General features: G+C 72.9%; 1 protein-coding gene. It reads left to right on the top strand.

Going from position 1 to position 20048, the window contains the following annotated elements; translation table 11 throughout:
* Positions 1-9: 9 nt before the first annotated feature.
* Positions 10-20048, top strand: a 20039-nt coding sequence (locus tag ACWC91_RS39620; RefSeq protein ID WP_450726273.1) for an SDR family NAD(P)-dependent oxidoreductase, incomplete at its 3' end; no start/stop codon positions are given.

Below are 20048 nucleotides of genomic sequence, written 5' to 3'. Positions count from 1 at the left end.
TGGAACACGATGAGCACGTCCCCCAACAAATACGTCGAGGCGCTGCGGTCGTCCCTGAAGGAGATCGAGCGGCTGCGCAAGCAGAACGAGCAGCTGGTCGCCTCGGCGGCGGAGCCGATCGCCGTCGTCGGCATCGGCTGCCGCTTCCCCGGCGGCGTCGCCTCCCCCGAGGACCTGTGGGAGCTCGTCGCCCAGGGCCGCGACGTCATCGGCCCGTTCCCGACCGACCGCGGCTGGGACCTGGACCGGCTGGCGGGCGGCGGCGAGGGCAGCAGCCTCGCCCAGGTCGGCGGCTTCCTGTGGGACGCCGCCGGCTTCGACCCCGGGTTCTTCGGCATCTCGCCCCGCGAGGCCGTAGCGATGGACCCGCAGCAGCGTATCCTCCTGGAGATCGCCTGGGAGGCCCTGGAGCGGGCCGGCATCGACCCCTCCACGCTGCGCGGCAGCCGCACGGGCGTGTTCATGGGCACCACGGGCCAGGACTACGCGGAGGTCATCAAGGCGTCCGACGAGGACGCCGAGGTGTACTCCACCACCGGTCACGCCGCCAGCGTGATCTCCGGCCGGCTCTCCTACTTCCTGGGCGCCGAGGGCCCGGCGGTCACCGTCGACACCGGCTGTTCCTCGTCGCTGGTCTCCCTGCACCTGGCCGTGCAGGCACTGAGGGGCGGCGAATGCTCCATCGCTCTGGCGGGCGGCGCGTCCGTCATGGCGACGCCCCACCCGTTCGTCGCGTTCACCTCGCAGAGCGGACTGGCCGCCGACGGCCGCTGCAAGCCGTTCTCCGACGACGCCGACGGCACCGGCTGGGCCGAGGGCGCCGGCCTGTTCGTCCTGATGCGGCTGTCCGACGCCCAGCGCGAGGGCCGCACGGTCCTCGCCGTGCTGCGCGGCTCCGCCATCAACCAGGACGGCGCCTCCAACGGCCTCACCGCCCCCAACGGCCCGTCCCAGCAGCGCGTCATCCGCGCCGCCCTGGACAGCGCGCACCTGACCGCCGCGGACGTCGACGCGGTCGAGGCGCACGGCACCGGCACCACCCTCGGCGACCCCATCGAGGCCCAGGCGCTGCTCGCCACCTACGGCCAGGACCGCGAACGGCCCCTGTGGCTCGGCTCCGTCAAGTCGAACATCGGTCATGCCCAGGCCGCCTCCGGCGCCGCAGGCGTGATCAAGATGATCATGGCGATCCAGCACGGCGTCCTGCCGCGAAGCCTCCACTCCGACCGGCCGACCAGCAACGTCGACTGGACCGCCGGCTCGGTCGAACTCCTCGACCGCGCCGTCGACTGGCCCGAGACCGGCCGCGCCCGCCGGGCCGGTGTCTCCTCCTTCGGCATCAGCGGCACCAACGCCCACCTCATCCTCGAACAGGCCCCCGCCGCGCCCGAGCGCCCCGCCCCGGACCCCGCCGTCCGCCCCGCGCTCGTCCCGTGGACCCTGTCCGGCCGTACCGCCGCCGCCCTCGACGCCCAGCGCGAGCGCCTCGCCGCTCACCTCGCGGGCCACCCGGGCGCCGACCCGCTCGACATCGGCTTCGCGCTCGCCGACGGGCGCGCCACCTTCGAGCACCGCGCCGTCCTGCTCTGCGCCGGCAGCGACGCCTCGGGCGCCGCCGAGATCGCCCACGGCTCGGTCGACGACGGCGCCTCGGCCGTCCTGTTCTCGGGACAGGGCTCCCAGCGCCTCGGCATGGGCCGCGAACTGCACGCCCGCTTCCCGGTGTTCGCCGAGGCCTTCGACGAGATCGCCGCCCTCCTCGACCGCCACACCGGCCGCCCGTTGCGCGAGGTCGTCTGGGGCTCCGACGCCGGCCTCCTGAGCGAGACCGGCTGGACCCAGCCCGCGCTGTTCGCCGTCGAGGTGGCCCTCTACCGCCTCGTCTCCTCCCTGGGCGTCACCCCCGACTACGTCGGTGGCCACTCCATCGGTGAGATCGCCGCGGCGCATGTCGCCGGGGTGCTGTCGCTGGAGGACGCCTGCCAACTGGTCGCCGCCCGCGCCCGCCTGATGCAGAAGCTGCCGCGGGGCGGTGCGATGCTCGCGGTGCGCGCGACGGAGGAGGAGGTGCTTCCGCACCTGACGGAGCGGGTCTCGATCGCCGCGGTCAACGGGCCGTCGTCGGTGGTCGTCGCCGGTGACGAGCACGAAGTCGCCGCGATCGCCGCCCACTTCGAGGCTCAGGACCGCAAAGCCACCCGCCTGCGGGTCAGCCATGCGTTCCACTCGCCGCTCATGGAACCGATGCTGGAGGAGTTCCGCCGCGTCGCCCAGGGCCTCGCCTACCACGAGCCGCGCATCCCGGTCGTCTCCAACCTGACCGGCGCCGTCGCCGACCCCGCCGACCTGTGTACCGCCGACTACTGGGTCCGCCACGTCCGCGAGGCCGTCCGCTTCGCCGACGGCGTCACCACCCTCGCCGCCCGCGGCGTCACCACCATCCTCGAAGTCGGCCCCGACGGCGTGCTGTCCGCGATGGCGCAGGAGTCGCTGCCCGAGGGCACCACCGCCGTCCCGCTGCTGCGCAAGGACCGCCCCGAGGAGGAGTCCGCCCTCACCGGACTCGCCCGGGTGCACGTCCGCGGCCTCACCGTCCGCTGGGCCCGCCTCTTCGACACCACCGGCGCCCTGCGTGCCGACCTGCCCACCTACCCCTTCCAGAACCAGCGGTTCTGGCCGGCCGCGGGCCGCTCCACCCAGGACGTCACCGCCGCCGGACTCGGCTCCGCCGACCACCCGCTGCTCGGCGCGGCCGTCGAACTCGCCGACGACGAAGGGTTCCTGTTCACGAGCAGGCTCTCCGTCCACTCCCACCCCTGGCTCGCCGATCACGCCGTCCAGGGCCGCGCACTGCTGCCCGGCACCGCCTTCGTCGAACTCGCCATCCGCGCGGGCGACGAGGCCGGCTGCGACCGCGTCGAGGAACTCGCCCTCGCCGCCCCGCTGGTGCTCCCCGAACGCGGCGCCGTCCAGCTCCAGGTCCGGGTGGGCGCCCCCGACCCCGCGGGCCGCCGCCCGCTCGGCATCTTCTCCCGGGTCGAGGACGGCTTCGACCTGCCCTGGTCGCAGCACGCCACCGGTGTCCTCACCACCGGGGCCGGCGCCCCCGACGCCGCCTTCGACGCCACCGTCTGGCCGCCCGAAGGCGCCGAACAGGTCGACCTCGACGGCTGCTACGAGCGCCTGGCCGGCCTCGGCTTCGACTACGGGCCCGCCTTCCGGGGCCTGCGCGCCGCCTGGCGCCGCGGCACCGACGTGTTCGCCGAGGTCGCCGTCCCCGAGAACGCCGGCACCGACCCCGCCGACTTCGGCCTGCACCCCGCGCTCCTGGACGCCGCCCAGCACTCCGCCGCCTACACCGACCTCGGCGCCATCAGCCAGGGCGGGCTGCCGTTCGCCTGGCAGGGCGTGCACCTCGCCGCGTCCGGCGCCACCACCGTCCGCGCCCGGATCACCTCCGCGGGCGAGGACACCGTCTCCATCGCCGTGTACGACACCGCGGGCGGCACCGTCCTGTCCGTGGACTCCCTGGTCTCCCGCGCCGTCCCCAAGGACACCCCCGGCACCTCCGGGGCCGTCCACCGCGACTCCCTCTTCCACGTCGAGTGGACCCCGCTGCGGAGCCTGCCCGGGCAGCCCCCGGAGACCGTCGCCCTCGTCGGCGCCGACCCGGCCGGCCTCGCCGACGCGCTGCGCGCCACCGGCGTCCACGTCACCACCCACCCCGACCTGGCCGCACTGGCCGCGGACACCGCCCCGGTGCCCGCGACCGTGCTCACCGCCCTGCCCGGCGAGCAGGTCACCCCGGCCGCCGACGCCGCCCACACCACCGCCGCCGCCGTACTCGGCCTGGCCCAGCACTGGCTGACGGAGGACCGGTTCGCCGACGCCCGGCTCGTCCTCGTCACCCACGACGCCACCGAGGGCGGCGACCTCGCGGCCGCCGCGGCCGCCGGTCTGATCCGCACCGCCCGCACCGAGAACCCCGGCCGCTTCGCCCTCCTCGACCTCGCCACCGACACCCCCGCCGACCCCGCGGCCCTGGTGACGGCCCTGACCGCCGCGTACGACGAACCCGACCTCGCCGTACGCGGCTCCGACGTCCTCACCGCCCGGCTGGCCCGGGTGCCCGCGCCCGGCACCCCCGCCGACTGGAACCCGGACGGCACCGTCCTGATCACCGGCGGCACCGGCGGACTCGGCGGCGTCCTCGCCCGCCACCTCGTCACCGAACACGGCGTCCGCCACCTGCTGCTCGCCAGCCGCCGCGGCCCGGCCGCCGACGGCGCCCGCGCCCTCGCCGGCGAACTCACCGCACTCGGCGCCTCCGTCGACATCGCCGCGTGCGACGTCACCGACCGGGAGGCGCTCACCGCCCTCCTCGCCCGGGTGCCCGCCGCGCACCCGCTGAGCGCCGTCGTGCACACCGCCGGCGTGGTCGACGACGGCGTCATCGGCTCCCTCACCCCCGAGCGCCTCGACACCGTGCTGCGGCCCAAGGCCGACGCCGCCTGGCACCTGCACGAGCTCACCCGGGACCTGGACCTCGACGCGTTCGTGCTCTTCTCGTCCGTCGCCGCCACCCTCGGCAGCCCCGGACAGGGCAACTACGCGGCCGGCAACGCCTTCCTGGACGCCCTCGCCGCCCACCGCAAGGCCCTCGGCCTGACCGCCACCTCCCTCGCCTGGGGCCCCTGGACCCAGAGCGTCGGCATGACCGGCACCCTGTCCGACATCGACGTCGAGCGCATCGCCCGCTCCGGCATGCCGCCGCTCACCGTCGAGCAGGGCGTCGCCCTCTTCGACGCGGCCCTCGCCACCGGCGGGCCCGCCCTCCTGCCGGTCCGCCTCGACCTGGCCGTGCTGCGCACCCAGGGCGAGGTCGCGCCGCTGCTGCGCGGTCTGATCCGCACCACCGTGCGCCGCGCCGCCGCCCAGGTGTCGGTGACCGCCGACAGCCTCGCCCAGCGGCTGGCCGGCCTGGACGCCGCCGCCCGCCGCGAGACCCTCCTCGCCCTGGTCCGCACCCAGATCGCCCAGGTCCTCGGCCACGCCGACGCCGACCAGGTGGAGGCCGCCCGCCAGTTCCAGGACCTCGGCTTCGACTCGCTGACCGCGGTCGAACTGCGCAACGGCCTCAACGCCGCCACCGGTCTGCGGCTGCCCGCGACCATGGTGTTCGACTACCCGACGCCGAACGCGCTCGCCGACCACCTGAGCGACGAACTCCTCGGCACCGCCGACGACACACCCCTGCCCAGCCCCGCCGGCGCCCTCCCGGCCACCACCGACGACCCGATCGTCATCGTGGGCATGGCCTGCCGCTACCCGGGCGGCGTCACCTCGCCCGAGGACCTGTGGCGCCTGGTCACCGAGGGTGCCGACGCCACCGGCCCGTTCCCCGTCAACCGCGGCTGGGACCTCGACAACCTCTACGACCCGGACCCCGACCGCCCCGGACACACCTATGTGCGCGCCGGCGGGTTCCTCCACGACGCCGGCTCCTTCGACGCCGACTTCTTCGGCATGAGCCCGCGCGAGGCACTCTCCACCGACTCCCAGCAGCGCCTGCTGCTCGAACTGTCCTGGGAGGCCGTCGAGCGGGCCGGCATCGACCCGCTCAGCCTGCGCGGCAGCCGCACCGGCGTCTTCGCCGGCGTCATGTACAACGACTACGGCACCATCCTCACCGGCGACGAGTACGAGGCCTTCCGCGGCAACGGCAGCGCCCCCAGCGTCGCCTCCGGCCGCGTCTCGTACACCCTGGGCCTGGAGGGCCCCGCCGTCACCGTCGACACCGCCTGCTCCTCCTCCCTCGTCGGCATGCACCTCGCCGCCCAGGCCCTGCGCGCGGGGGAGTGCACGCTCGCCCTGGCCGGCGGCGTCACCGTCATGTCGACGCCCAGCACCTTCGTCGACTTCTCCCGCCAGCGGGGCCTGGCCGCCGACGGCCGCTCAAAGGCGTTCGCCGAGGCCGCCGACGGCGTCGCCTGGTCCGAGGGCGTCGGCATGCTCGTCCTGGAGCGCCGGTCCGACGCGATCCGCAACGGCCACGAGATCCTCGCCGTGCTGCGCGGCTCCGCCGTCAACCAGGACGGCGCCTCCAACGGCCTGACCGCCCCCAACGGCCCGTCCCAGCAGCGCGTCATCCGCCAGGCCCTCGCCAACGGTGGACTGTCGACCGGTGACGTGGACGTGGTGGAGGCGCACGGCACGGGTACGACGCTGGGCGACCCGATCGAGGCCCAGGCGCTCATCGCCACCTACGGCCGTGACCGTGACCCCGAGCGGCCTCTGTGGCTCGGCTCCGTGAAGTCCAACATCGGCCACACCCAGGCCGCCGCGGGCGTCGCCGGCGTCATCAAGATGATCATGGCGATGCGGCACGGTGTGCTCCCGCGGACCCTGCACGTGGACGCCCCGTCCTCACACGTCGACTGGGACGCCGGCGCCGTCGAACTGCTCACCGAGCAGACGGAGTGGCCCGAGACGGACCGGGTGCGCCGCGCCGGTGTCTCCTCCTTCGGCATCAGCGGCACCAACGCCCACGTCATCATCGAGCAGCCGGCCGCCACCGCGCCCCCGGCCGCCCCGCGCGGCCCCTCCGAGGAACTCCCTGTCGCCCCCTGGCCGCTGTCCGCGAAGACCCCCGAGGCCCTGCGCGACCAGGCCGCCCGGCTGCTCGCCCATGTCGAGGCGCACCCCGAGACCCGGTCGGCCGACATCGCGTACTCCCTGCTCACCAGCCGCTCCGTCTTCGACCACCGCGCCGCCGTCCTCGGCGCCGACCGCACCGAGGCGCTCCGCGCCCTCGCGGCCCTCGCCGCCGGGACCGACGACAGCGCGCTGCTGACCGGCACCGCCCGCGGCGGCCGCACCGCGTTCCTGTTCTCCGGACAGGGCTCCCAGCGCCTCGGCATGGGCCGGGAGCTGTACGGCAGGGTCCCCGTGTTCGCCGAGGCCCTGGACGCCGTACTCGCCGTCCTGGACGGCGAGTTGGAGGGTTCGCTGCGGGAGGTGATGTGGGGTGAGGACGCCGGTCTGCTGAACGAGACCGGGTGGACCCAGCCCGCGCTGTTCGCCGTCGAGGTGGCCCTCTACCGGCTGGTGGAGTCCTGGGGTGTGAGGCCTGACTTCGTGGCCGGCCACTCCATCGGCGAGATAGCCGCCGCGCACGTCGCCGGTGTGCTCACCCTGGAGGACGCCTGCCGTCTCGTCGCCGCCCGTGCGGCCCTCATGCAGGCGCTGCCCGAGGGCGGCGCCATGATCGCCGTCGAGGCCACCGAGGACGAGGTCCTCCCGCTCCTCACCGACGACGTCTCCATCGCCGCCGTCAACGGACCATCGTCCGTGGTCGTGTCCGGCACCGAGGCCGCCGCCCTCGCGGTCGCCGGGCACTTCACCGAGCAGGGACGGCGCACCAGCCGGCTGCGGGTCAGCCACGCCTTCCACTCGCCGCTGATGACCCCGATGCTCGACGAGTTCCGGGCCGTGGTCGAGGAGTTGGCGTTCGCGGCGCCGGTGATTCCGGTGGTGTCGAACCTGACCGGCGCTCTCGCCACACCCGAGGAGCTGTGCTCGGCGGACTACTGGGTGCGTCACGTCCGCGAGGCCGTACGGTTCGCCGACTGCGTCGGCACCCTCGGCGAGCACGGCGTCACCACCTTCGTCGAACTCGGCCCCGACGGTGTGCTGTCCGTCATGGCACAGCAGTCCGCCACCGAGGACGCCGTCACCGTGCCGCTGCTGCGCAGGGACCGGGACGAGGAGCAGGCCCTCGTCACCGCCCTGTGCCGACTGCACGTCCTCGGCATCGACGCCGACTGGGCATCCGCGTTCACCGACGGCGGAGCCGCCCGCGTCGACCTGCCGACCTACGCCTTCCAGCACCGCTGGTTCTGGCCCGCGGCCCCAGCGGCGCACCCGCACGACATGCGCGCCGCCGGACTCGGCTCCGCCTCCCACCCCCTGCTCGGCGCCGCCGTGGAACTCCCCGGCGGGGAGGGCGTGTTGCTCACGGGTCGTCTGTCACTCCAGTCTCACCCGTGGCTGGCCGACCACGCCGTGACGGGCACCGTCCTGCTACCCGGCACCGCCTTTGTCGACCTCGCGATCCGTGCGGGTGACGAGGTCGGCTGCGAACGGGTCGAGGAACTCACCCTCGCGGCGCCGCTGGTGCTTCCGCAGGACGGCGCCGTGCTGATCCAGATTCGTGTGGGCAGCGCTGATGATGGTGGTCGGCGCGCCATTACGGTGCACGCCCGTCCGGAGGACGCCACCGACGGTGTCTGGACGCTGCATGCCTCGGGCACTCTGTCCGACATCGCCGACACCGGCACCGCCCTCGACACCACGGTGTGGCCGCCGGCCGGCGCCCAGGCCCTCGACACCGAAGGCTGCTACGAGCGCTTCGCCGCCCGCGGCTTCGGCTACGGTCCGCTCTTCCAGGGCCTCACTGCTGCTTGGAGCGCGGGTGAGGTGCTGTATGCGGAGGTCATGTTGCCCGAGGAGGGCGGCGAGGACGCGGCCGGTTTCGCTGTGCATCCCGCACTGCTCGACGCTGCCCTGCACCCGGCGTTGCTCACCGATGACGACGGTGGTCTTCCGTTCTCGTGGGAGGGCGTCAGCCTGCACGCCTCCGGCGCCACCGCGCTGCGCGTCCGGCTCGCCCCGGCGGGGCCGAACGCGCTGTCCGTCACCGCCGCCGACCCGGCCGGTCGGCCCGTGGTCTCCATCGCCCGGTTGCTCGCGCGCCCTGTCGACGCCGACCAGTTGTCCAGCGACGCTGGACAGCTGCGTGATGCGCTCTTCCGCCTCGACTGGACCCCGGTCCCGCTGCCCGACGGCACGGCCTCCGAGAGCCTCGCCCTGCTTGGCCCGGACACCGACGACCTGGCCGAAGCCCTCGGCGACGGCGCCGTCCGGTATGCGACCCTCGCCGAGCTGCTCGCGGCCGACGCGCCGGTTCCCGGTGCCGTACTGGTCCCGCTGACGGCCGGTTCCGACCCCGATGACACGCCGGGCGCCGTGCACACCCGTACCGCCGCCGCCCTGACCCTCCTTCAGGAGTGGCTGGCGGAGGACCGGTTCAGCGGCTCTCGTCTGGTCCTCGTCACCCGCGGTGCCGTCGCCACCGACGACGCCCCGGCTACCGACCTCGCCGCGTCCGCCCTGCTGGGCCTGGTCCGTTCGGCCCAGACCGAGAACCCGGGTGCCTTCGGGCTGGTCGACCTGGACGCCGACGGTGCCTCCGACTCCGTCGTCGCCCGTGCCCTCGCCCTGGACGAGCCGCAGCTCGCGCTGCGCGGCGGCCGTGCTCTCGTCGCCCGCCTGACCCGCGCCACCGCCGACTCCGCAGCCGGGACCGCCTGGTCGTCGGAGGGGACGGTGCTGGTGACGGGTGGTACCGGTGGTCTGGGTGGTCTGGTGGCTCGTCACCTGGTCGCGGAGCGTGGGGTGCGGCGTCTGCTGCTGACCAGCCGTTCCGGTCTGGACGCCGCGGGTGCCGCCGAGTTGGTGGCGGAGCTGGAGGGCCTGGGTGCCGAGGTTTCGGTGGCGGCGTGTGATGTCGCCGACCGGGATGCGGTGGCCGCGCTGGTCGCGGAGCATCCGCTCACCGCTGTGGTCCACACCGCTGGTGTTCTCGACGACGGTGTGCTTGGCTCGCTGACCGGTGAGCGGCTTGCCACGGTGCTGCGGCCCAAGGTGGATGGCGCGTGGAACCTGCATGAGGCGACGCGGGACCTGGACCTGGACGCGTTCGTGGTCTTCTCGTCCGTCGCCGGTGTGTTCGGTGGTGCCGGCCAGGCCAACTACGCTGCTGGCAACACCTTCTTGGACGCGCTCGCCGCTCACCGTGAGTCTGTTGGTCTGCCCGCAATCTCGCTGGCTTGGGGTCCCTGGCAGCAGGGTGTGGGTATGACGGCCGGGCTAGATGAGCGTGATGTGCGCCGGGCTTCCGAGTCCGGGATGCCGCTTATTACGGTCGAGCAGGGTCTCGCCCTCTTCGACGCGGCTCTCACCACCGGTGAGGCTGCTGTCGTGACGAGCCGTCTGGACCTCGCCGCCTTCCGGGGTCGGTCGGAGATCCCGGCTCTTCTGCGCGGGTTGGTCCGTACCCCCGGGCGCCGCGCCGCCGCGACCGGGGCTGTCGAGGGCGCCGACGCCGGACTGGTCCAGCGACTCGCCCGGCTCGACCGCGAGCAGCGCCACGAGGTGCTGCTCGACCTGGTCCGGGTGAGCGCTGCCCTGGTTCTCGGCCATGCCGCCGGATCCGACATCGACGCCGACCGTGCCTTCCGTGACCTCGGCTTCGACTCCCTCACCGCGGTCGAACTCCGCAACCGCCTGCGTACCGCGACTGGTCTGCGCCTGTCGGCCACCATGGTCTTCGACCATCCCACGCTGTCCGCGCTCGCCGACCACCTGCTCACCGAGCTGTTCGGCGCCGAGACCGAGGACCTCACCCCTGTCAGGCTCCTGCCGCCGACGGACGACGATCCGATCGTGATCGTCGGCATGGCCTGCCGCTTCCCCGGTGACGTCGCCTCACCCGAGGACTTGTGGCGCCTGGTCAGCGAGGGGACGGATGCCATCTCCGACTTCCCGGCCAACCGCGGCTGGGACGTGGAGAACCTGTACCACCCGGACCCCGAGCACACCGGCACCTCGTACACCCGCTCCGGTGGATTCCTGCACGACGCGGGCGACTTCGACCCCGACTTCTTCGGCATGAGCCCGCGTGAGGCGATGGCCACCGACTCGCAGCAGCGTCTGCTCCTTGAGACCTCCTGGGAGGCCATCGAGCGGGCCGGGATCGACCCGCTCAGCCTCCGTGACAGCCGCACCGGCGTCTTCGCCGGCGTCATGTACCACGACTACGGCAGCCTGCTGGGCGGCAAGGAGTTCGAGGGCTTCCAGGGCCAGGGCAGCGCGGGCAGCGTGGCCTCCGGGCGTGTCTCGTACACCTTCGGCTTCGAGGGGCCTGCGGTCACCGTCGACACCGCCTGCTCGTCCTCTCTGGTCGCCCTGCACTGGGCCGCCCAGGCACTGCGGTCAGGTGAGTGCTCGCTCGCCCTGGCCGGCGGCGTGACCGTGATGTCGACGCCCAGCACGTTCATCGAGTTCTCCCGCCAGCGGGGTCTCGCTCCCGACGGCCGTTCCAAGGCGTTCGCCGAGTCGGCGGACGGTGTCGGCTGGTCCGAGGGCGTGGGCATGCTCCTGCTGGAGCGCCAGTCGGACGCGATCCGCAACGGTCACGAGATCCTCGCGGTGCTGCGCGGCTCCGCCGTCAACCAGGACGGAGCCTCCAACGGCCTCACGGCCCCCAACGGCCCGTCCCAGCAGCGCGTCATCCGCCAAGCTCTCGCCAGCGGTGGACTCTCGACCGGCGACGTGGACGTCGTCGAGGCGCACGGCACGGGTACGACGCTGGGTGACCCGATCGAGGCCCAGGCCCTGATCGCCACCTACGGCCAGAACCGCACCGACGAGCAGCCCCTGTGGCTCGGCTCGCTGAAGTCCAACATCGGACACACTCAGGCCGCGGCCGGTGTCGCCGGTGTCATCAAGATGGTCATGGCGATGCGTCATGGCGTGCTGCCGCGCACCCTGCACGTGGACGCCCCGTCGTCCCACGTCGACTGGACCGAAGGCACGGTCGAGCTGCTCACCGAGCAGACGGAGTGGCCCGAGACGGACCGGGCGCGCCGCGCCGGTGTCTCCTCCTTCGGCATCAGCGGTACGAACGCCCACGTCATCCTTGAGCAGCCGGTCGCCGCACCGGCACCGGAAACGACCGGCGCGGACGGCGCCGAACCCGCCGTCGTCCCGCTGGTCCTCTCCGGCAAGTCGCCCGACGCGCTGCGCGACCAGGCCGCCCGCCTGCTCGACACGGTCCGCGAGCGTACGGCGCTGCGCCCGCTCGACCTCGGCTACTCGCTGGCGACCAGCCGTTCCGCGTTCGACCACCGCGCCGTCGTCCTGGCCACTGGCCGGGAGGACGCCCTCCGCGTCCTGACCGCCCTCGCCGACGGCGAGGCGGAGTCCGCCGCCGTCACCGGCCGCACCCGATCGGGTCGTCGTGCGGTGCTGTTCTCGGGTCAGGGTTCGCAGCGGCTCGGGATGGGTCGTGAGTTGTATGGCCGGTTCCCGGTGTTCGCCGAGACCCTGGATGCGGTGCTGGCCCTGTTGGATGGTGAGTTGGGTGGTTCCCTGCGGGAGGTGATGTGGGGTGAGGACGCCGGTCTGCTGAATGAGACCGGATGGACCCAGCCTGCCTTGTTCGCTGTCGAAGTCGCCCTCTACCGCCTGGTGGAGTCGTGGGGCGTGAGGCCGGACTTCGTGGCTGGTCACTCCATCGGTGAGATCGCGGCCGCACATGTGGCCGGGGTGGTCACCCTGGAGGACGCCGCTCGCCTGGTGGCGGCTCGTGGTCGTCTGATGCAGGCGCTGCCGACCGGTGGCGCGATGGTCGCCGTCCAGGCGACCGAGGACGAGGTCATCCCGTACCTGACCGACGAGGTGTCGATCGCCGCCGTCAACGGGCCTGCCTCGGTGGTCGTTTCGGGTGAGGAAGGTGCCGTACTGGAGGTCGCGGCACGGTTCGAGGCGGAGGGCCGCAAGGCCACGACGCTTCGGGTATCGCACGCGTTCCACTCGCCCCTGATGGACCCGATGCTGGACGAGTTCCGTGCGGTGGTCGAGGAGTTGGCGTTCGCGGCGCCGGTGATTCCGGTGGTGTCGAACCTGACGGGTTCCCTGGCCACGGCCGAGGAGTTGTGCTCGCCCGAGTACTGGGTGCGCCACGTTCGCGAGGCGGTGCGTTTCGCGGACGGGGTGGCCACGCTCGAAGAGCAAGGGGTGACCGCATTCCTGGAGTTGGGTCCGGACGGGATCCTGTCCGCGATGGCGCAGGAGTCGCTGACCGGCGAGGAGACCGTCACCGTCCCGGTCCTGCGTAAGAACCGCGACGAGGAGACCGCTGCCCTGACCGCCCTCGCCGCCCTGCACACGGCGGGCCTGCGGCTCGACTGGAACGCATTCTTCGCCGGCACCGGCGCCACCCGCGTCGACCTGCCGACCTACGCCTTCCAGCACGCCAGCTACTGGCCCAGCGCAACGCACAGGGGCGCCGCGGTCGCCGGGCTCAACGCCACCGGACACCCGCTGCTCAATGGCTCGGTGCAGCTCGCTGAGGGCGCAGGGGCGCTCCTCACCGGTCGTCTCTCCCTTCAGTCGCATCCCTGGCTCGCCGACCACGCGGTCATGGGCACCGTCCTGCTGCCGGGCACCGCTTTCCTTGACCTCGCGATCCGTGCGGGTGACGAGGTCGGCTGCGACCAGGTCGAGGAACTCACCCTCGCGGCGCCGCTGGTGCTGTCACAGGACGGCGCCGTGCTGCTCCAGGTCCGTGCGGGGGGTGCCGACGACGGTGGTCGGCGCACGGTCACCATGCACTCGCGCTCCGAGGGCGCTGCCGACGATGCCTGGACGCTGCACGCCACCGGCACACTGGTGACGGGTGGCACCGCCGAGGCCGCCGACTTCGACGCTGCCGTGTGGCCGCCGGCCGGTGCGGAGGCCCTCGACACCGAGGACTGCTACGAGCGTTTCGCCGCTCGCGGCTTCGCCTACGGTTCGCTCTTCCAGGGGCTCACGGCGGCCTGGAGGGCCGGTGAGGCGCTGTATGCCGAGGTCACGCTGCCCGAGGAGGGCGGCGAGGACGCGGCCGATTTCGGGGTGCATCCCGCGCTGCTCGACGCCGCCCTGCACCCCGCGCTGCTGAGCGACGATGACGGTGGCCTTCCGTTCTCGTGGGAGGGCGTCAGCCTGCACGCCTCCGGCGCCAACGCGCTGCGCGTCCGCCTCGCCCCGGCGGGTGCGAACGGGATGTCCGTGACCGCTGTCGACCCCGCCGGTCGGCCCGTGGTCTCCATCGCCCGGTTGCTCGCGCGCCCGGTCGACGCCGACCAGCTGGCCGACGATTCCGGACTCCTGCGTGATGCGCTGTTCCGCCTCGACTGGACTCCGGTTCCGCTGCCGGAAGGCACCGGTTCCGCCGGAGTTGCCCTGCTGGGCCCGGACACGGAGGCGCTCGCCGATGCCGTGGGCGTTGGTGCGGTTCGGTATGCCACTCTTGCCGATCTGCTCGCGGCTGATGCGCCTGTTCCCGGTGCTGTGCTGGTTCCGCTGACGGCCGGCTTCGACGTCGATGACACGCCGGGTTCCGTGCACACGCGGACCGCTGCGGCTCTGGCGCTGCTTCAGGAGTGGCTGGCGGAGGACCGGCTCAGCGGCTCTCGTCTGGTGCTTGTTACTCGTGGTGCCGTCGCCACTGATGATGCACCGGTGACCGACCTTGCCGCCGCTGCTGTGCTGGGTCTCGTCCGTTCCGCGCAGACGGAGAATCCCGGTGCCTTCGGGCTGGTCGACGTTGACAGTGCCTCTGACTCGGTTCTCGCTCGTGCCCTGGCTCTGGATGAGCCGCAGCTCGCGCTGCGCGCTGGTCGTGCTCTCGTCGCCCGCCTGACGCGTGCCACCGCCGACCCCGCAGCCGGGACCGCCTGGTCGTCGGAGGGGACGGTGCTGGTGACGGGTGGTACCGGTGGTCTGGGTGGTCTGGTGGCTCGTCACCTGGTGGCGGAGCGTGGGGTGCGGCGTCTGCTGCTGACCAGCCGTTCCGGTCTGGACGCCGCGGGTGCCGCCGAGTTGGTGGCGGAGCTGGAGGGCCTGGGTGCCGAGGTCTCGGTGGCGGCGTGCGACGTAGCCGACCGGGACGCGGTCGCCGCGCTGGTCGCCGAGATCCCGGCGGAGCACCCGCTCACGGCGGTGGTCCACACCGCCGGTGTTCTCGACGACGGTGTGCTCGGCTCGCTGACCGGTGAGCGGCTTGCCACGGTGCTGCGGCCCAAGGTGGATGGCGCGTGGAACCTGCATGAGGCGACGCGGGACCTGGACCTGGACGCGTTCGTGGTCTTCTCGTCCGTCGCCGGTGTGTTCGGTGGTGCCGGCCAGGCCAACTACGCGGCCGGCAACACCTTCCTGGACGCGCTCGCCGCTCACCGTGAGTCTGTTGGTCTGCCCGCCACATCCCTCGCTTGGGGTCCCTGGCAGCAGGGTGTGGGTATGACGGCCGGGCTAGATGAGCGTGATGTGCGCCGGGCTGCCGAGTCCGGGATGCCGCTCATCACGATCGAGCAGGGTCTCGCCCTCTTCGACGCGGCTCTCACCACCGGTGAGGCTGCTGTCGTGACGAGCCGTCTGGACCTTGCCGCCTTCCGGGGTCGGTCGGAGATCCCGGCTCTTCTGCGCGGGTTGGTCCGTACCCCCGGGCGCCGCGCCGCCGCGATCAGGGCTGTCGAGGGCGCCGACGCCGGACTGGTCCAGCGACTCGCCCGGCTCGACCGCGAGCAGCGCCACGAGGTGCTGCTCGACCTGGTCCGGGTGAGCGCTGCCCTGGTTCTCGGCCATGCCGCCGGATCCGACATCGACGCCGACCGTGCCTTCCGTGACCTCGGCTTCGACTCCCTCACCGCGGTCGAACTCCGCAACCGCCTGCGTACCGCGACTGGTCTGCGTCTGTCGGCCACCATGGTCTTCGACCATCCCACGCTGTCCGCGCTCGCCGACCACCTGCTCACCGAGCTGTTCGGCGCCGAGACCGAGGACCTCACCCCTGTCAGGCTCCTGCCGCCGACGGACGACGATCCGATCGTGATCGTCGGTATGGCCTGCCGCTTCCCGGGCGAGGTCGCCTCGCCCGAAGATCTGTGGCGCCTGGTCAGCGAGGGGACGGATGCCATCTCCGACTTCCCGGCCAACCGCGGCTGGGACGTGGAGAACCTGTACGACCCGGACCCCGAGCACACCGGCACCTCGTACACCCGCTCCGGTGGATTCCTGCACGACGCCGCGGAGTTCGACGCCGACTTCTTCGGCATGAGCCCGCGTGAGGCGATGGCCACCGACTCGCAGCAGCGTCTGCTCCTTGAGACCTCCTGGGAGGCCATCGAGCGGGCCGGGATCGACCCGCAGAGCCTGCGCGGCAGCACGACCGGTGTGTTCGCCGGCGTCATGTACCACGACTACGGCAGCCTGTTGAGCGGCGAGGAGTTCGAGGGCTTCCAGGGCAGCAGTGCGGGCAGTGTGGCCTCCGGCCGTGTGTCCTACACCTTCGGCTTCGAGGGTCCGGCCGTCACGGTCGATACCGCCTGCTCGTCCTCCCTGGTCGCCCTGCACTGGGCCGCCCAGGCCCTGCGGTCGGGCGAGTGCTCGCTCGCCCTGGCCGGCGGGGTGACCGTGATGTCGACGCCCACCGCCTTCGTCGAGTTCTCCCGCCAGCGAGGTCTGTCGCCCGACGGCCGGTGCAAGGCGTTCTCGGACTCGGCGGACGGTGTCGGCTGGTCCGAGGGCGTCGGCATGCTCCTGCTGGAGCGCCAGTCGGACGCGATCTGCAACGGCCACCGTGTTCTCGCCGTGGTCCGTGGCTCCGCCGTCAACCAGGACGGTGCCTCCAACGGCCTGACCGCCCCCAACGGTCCGTCCCAGCAGCGTGTCATTCGCCAAGCTCTCGCCAGCGGTGGACTCTCGACCGGCGACGTGGACGTCGTCGAGGCGCACGGTACGGGTACGACGCTGGGTGACCCGATCGAGGCCCAGGCCCTGATCGCCACCTACGGCCAGAACCGCCCGGAGGACCGTCCCCTCCTGCTCGGCTCCGTGAAGTCCAACCTGGGCCACACACAGGCCGCTGCCGGTGCCGCCGGTGTCATCAAGATGATCATGGCGATGCGCCACGGTGTGCTGCCCCGCACCCTCAACATCACCGAGCCGTCCTCGCACGTCGACTGGAGTGCCGGTGCCGTCGAGCTGCTCACCGAGCAGACGGAGTGGCCCGAGACGGACCGGGCGCGCCGCGCCGGTGTCTCCTCCTTCGGCATCAGCGGTACGAACGCCCACGTCATCCTGGAACAGCCGGCAAGGGTGGTTCAGGGCACGGTGGTTGCCGCTTCGGTGCCGGAGTCGGACGTGGTGGAGCCCGCGGTGGTGCCGTGGGTGCTGTCCGGCAAGTCACCGGAGGCGCTGCGCGACCAGGCCGCCCGCCTGCTCACGCACGTCCGTCTGACGCCCGGACTGCGCCCCGCCGACGTGGCACTTTCCCTCTCGACCCAGCGCTCCCTGTTCGCCCACCGCGGCGTGGTGCTGGCCATCGAGCACGAGGAGACGGTCCACGCCCTGACCGCCCTCGCGTCCGGCGAGCCCCACCCCTCCGTCGCCACCGGCAGCCCCACGTCGGGCCGTCGTGCGGCACTGTTCTCGGGTCAGGGTTCGCAGCGGCTTGGTATGGGTCGTGAGTTGTATGGCCGGTTCCCGGTGTTCGCCGAGACCCTGGATGCGGTGCTGGCCCTGTTGGATGGTGAGTTGGGTGGTTCGCTGCGGGAGGTGATGTGGGGTGAGGACGCCGGTCTGCTGAATGAGACCGGGTGGACCCAGCCCGCGCTGTTCGCTGTCGAAGTCGCCCTCTATCGCCTCGTCGAATCCTTCGGAGTCACGCCGGACTTCGTGGCTGGTCACTCCATCGGTGAGATCGCTGCCGCACATGTGGCCGGGGTGTTCTCGCTGGAGGACGCCGCTCGCCTGGTGGCGGCTCGTGGTCGTCTGATGCAGGCGCTCCCGGCCGGTGGCGCGATGGTCGCCGTCCAGGCGACCGAGGACGAGGTCATCCCGTACCTGACCGACGAGGTGTCGATCGCCGCCGTCAACGGACCCACGTCCATGGTCGTCTCGGGCATCGAAGCTGCCGTACTGGAGCTGGCCGCGCGATTCGAGGCGGAGGGCCGCAAGACCACCCGGCTGCGGGTGTCGCACGCCTTCCACTCGCCGTTGATGGACCCGATGCTGGACGAGTTCCGGGCGATAGCCGAGACGCTGTCCTACGCCGCCCCGGTGATTCCGGTGGTGTCGAACCTGACGGGTTCCCTGGCCGCGGCCGAGGAGCTGTGCTCGGCCGAGTACTGGGTGCGCCACGTTCGCGAGGCGGTGCGTTTCGCGGACGGGGTGGCCACGCTCGAGGAGCAAGGGGTGACCGCGTTCCTGGAGTTGGGTCCGGACGGAGTGCTCTCCGCCATGGCCCAGGAGTCGCTGACCGGCGACGACACCGTCACCATCCCGCTGCTGCGCAAGAACGCGGCCGAGGAGCGCACGGCCCTGACCGCCCTCGGGCGGCTGCACGCCACCGGCACCCGCGTCGACTGGGCCGGGTTCCTGGCCCTCACCGGCGCCCGCCCCCTCGAACTGCCGACCTACGCCTTCCAGCACCGGCCCTTCTGGCCCGCCGCCAAGCGCGATGCCACGGACGTCAACTCCGTCGGCATCAGCTCGGCAGCCCACCCGCTGCTCAACGCGGTCGTCGAACTCGCCGAGGGCGAGGACCTGGTCTTCACCGGGCGCCTGTCACTGCACTCGCACCCGTGGCTGGCCGACCACGCCGTCCACGGCACCGTCCTGCTGCCGGGCACGGCCCTCCTGGAGATGGCGGTCCGCGCCGGTGACGAGGTCGGCTGCGACCACGTCGAGGAACTGACCCTGGCCGCCCCGCTGGTCCTCTCCGCGCAGGGCGCGGTCCGCACTCAGGTGCGGGTGGGCGTCGCGGACGCCGCCGGACGCCGTACCGTCACGGTCCACTCGCGCCCGGAGCAGTCCACCGACGCCCCCTGGACCCAGCACGCCACCGGTGTCCTCGCCACCGGGCTCCCGACGGCCGCTGCGCCGTTCGACGCCACGGTGTGGCCGCCGGTGAACGCCGAGCCCGTCGACCTGACCGGCTTCTACGAGGCACGCGAGGCCGACGGCTTCGCCTACGGTCCCGCCTTCCAGGGCCTGCGGGCCGCCTGGCGCCGCGGCGACGAGGTGTTCGCGGAGATCGCGCTGCCGGACGGCACACAGAAGGAAGCCGAGAGCTTCGGCCTCCACCCGGCACTGCTCGACGCCGGCCTGCACGCCGCCTGGCTCGCGGCCCCGGCCGGTGACGGCACGACCGGCAGCGTGCCGTTCTCCTGGAACGGCGTCTCGCTGCTCGCCTCCGGCGCCTCCTCCGTCCGCGTCCGGCTCGGCCGCGACACCGACGGCACGCTGACGCTGGCCGTCGCCGACACCACCGGCGCCCCCGTGGCCGCCGTCCAGGCGCTCACCATGCGCGCCGTGTCCGTGGAGGCGCTCAGCTCCGCCGCGGCACTCGTCCGCGACTCCCTGTTCCGCCTCGACTGGGCCCCGGTCACCGCGACCGCGGCCATCCCGGCGGGGACCGCGGGGCCGAAGGCGGAGATCGTCGGCGAGGATCCCTTCGGGCTCGTCGAGAGCCTGCGGGCGGCCGGCACCGAGATCGGCCGACGCGCCTCCCTCACGGACGACGCCGAGCTGCCCGAACTGGTGCTGCTGCCCGTCGCCGCCCAAGAGCACGAGGCGGGGGCCGACACCCCGGCCGACATTCCGGCCGTCACCCACGCCCTCACCCGGCACGTGCTGGAGCTGGTGCGGACGCGCCTGGAGGACGAGCGTCACTCCGCCACGAGGTTCGTCTTCGTGACCCGGGGCGCGACCACCGGCCACGATCCGGCCGCCGCCGCGGTCTGGGGCCTGGTGCGCTCCGCCCAGTCCGAGAATCCGGGCTGCTTCGGCCTGATCGACCTCGACTCCGAGACCACCCGTCCCCTTCCGCTCGCCGCCCTCCTGGGCGACGAACCCCAGCTCCGCCTCCAGGACGACGAGCTCCGTGCGGCCCGTCTGGTCCGTCGTCCCGCCCCTACTACCGAGGCCGTTCCGGCTTTCGGTGGGGAGGGTGCGGTGTTGGTGACGGGTGGTACCGGTGGGCTGGGTGCGGTTGTGGCGCGTCATCTGGTGGCCGGGTACGGGGTGTGTGAGCTGGTTCTGGTCAGTCGTCGTGGTGGTGAGGCTGCGGGTGCGGCCGAGTTGGTGGCTGAGCTGGCGGAGTCGGGTGCGCGGGCGACGGTCGTGGCGTGTGATGTGACGGATCGTGTGGCGGTGGCTGA

The sequence above is a fragment of the Streptomyces sp. NPDC001204 genome (assembly GCF_053598035.1).
Note: the sequence above shows the minus strand (reverse complement) of the source record. Positions and strands in the feature narration are given on the sequence as shown.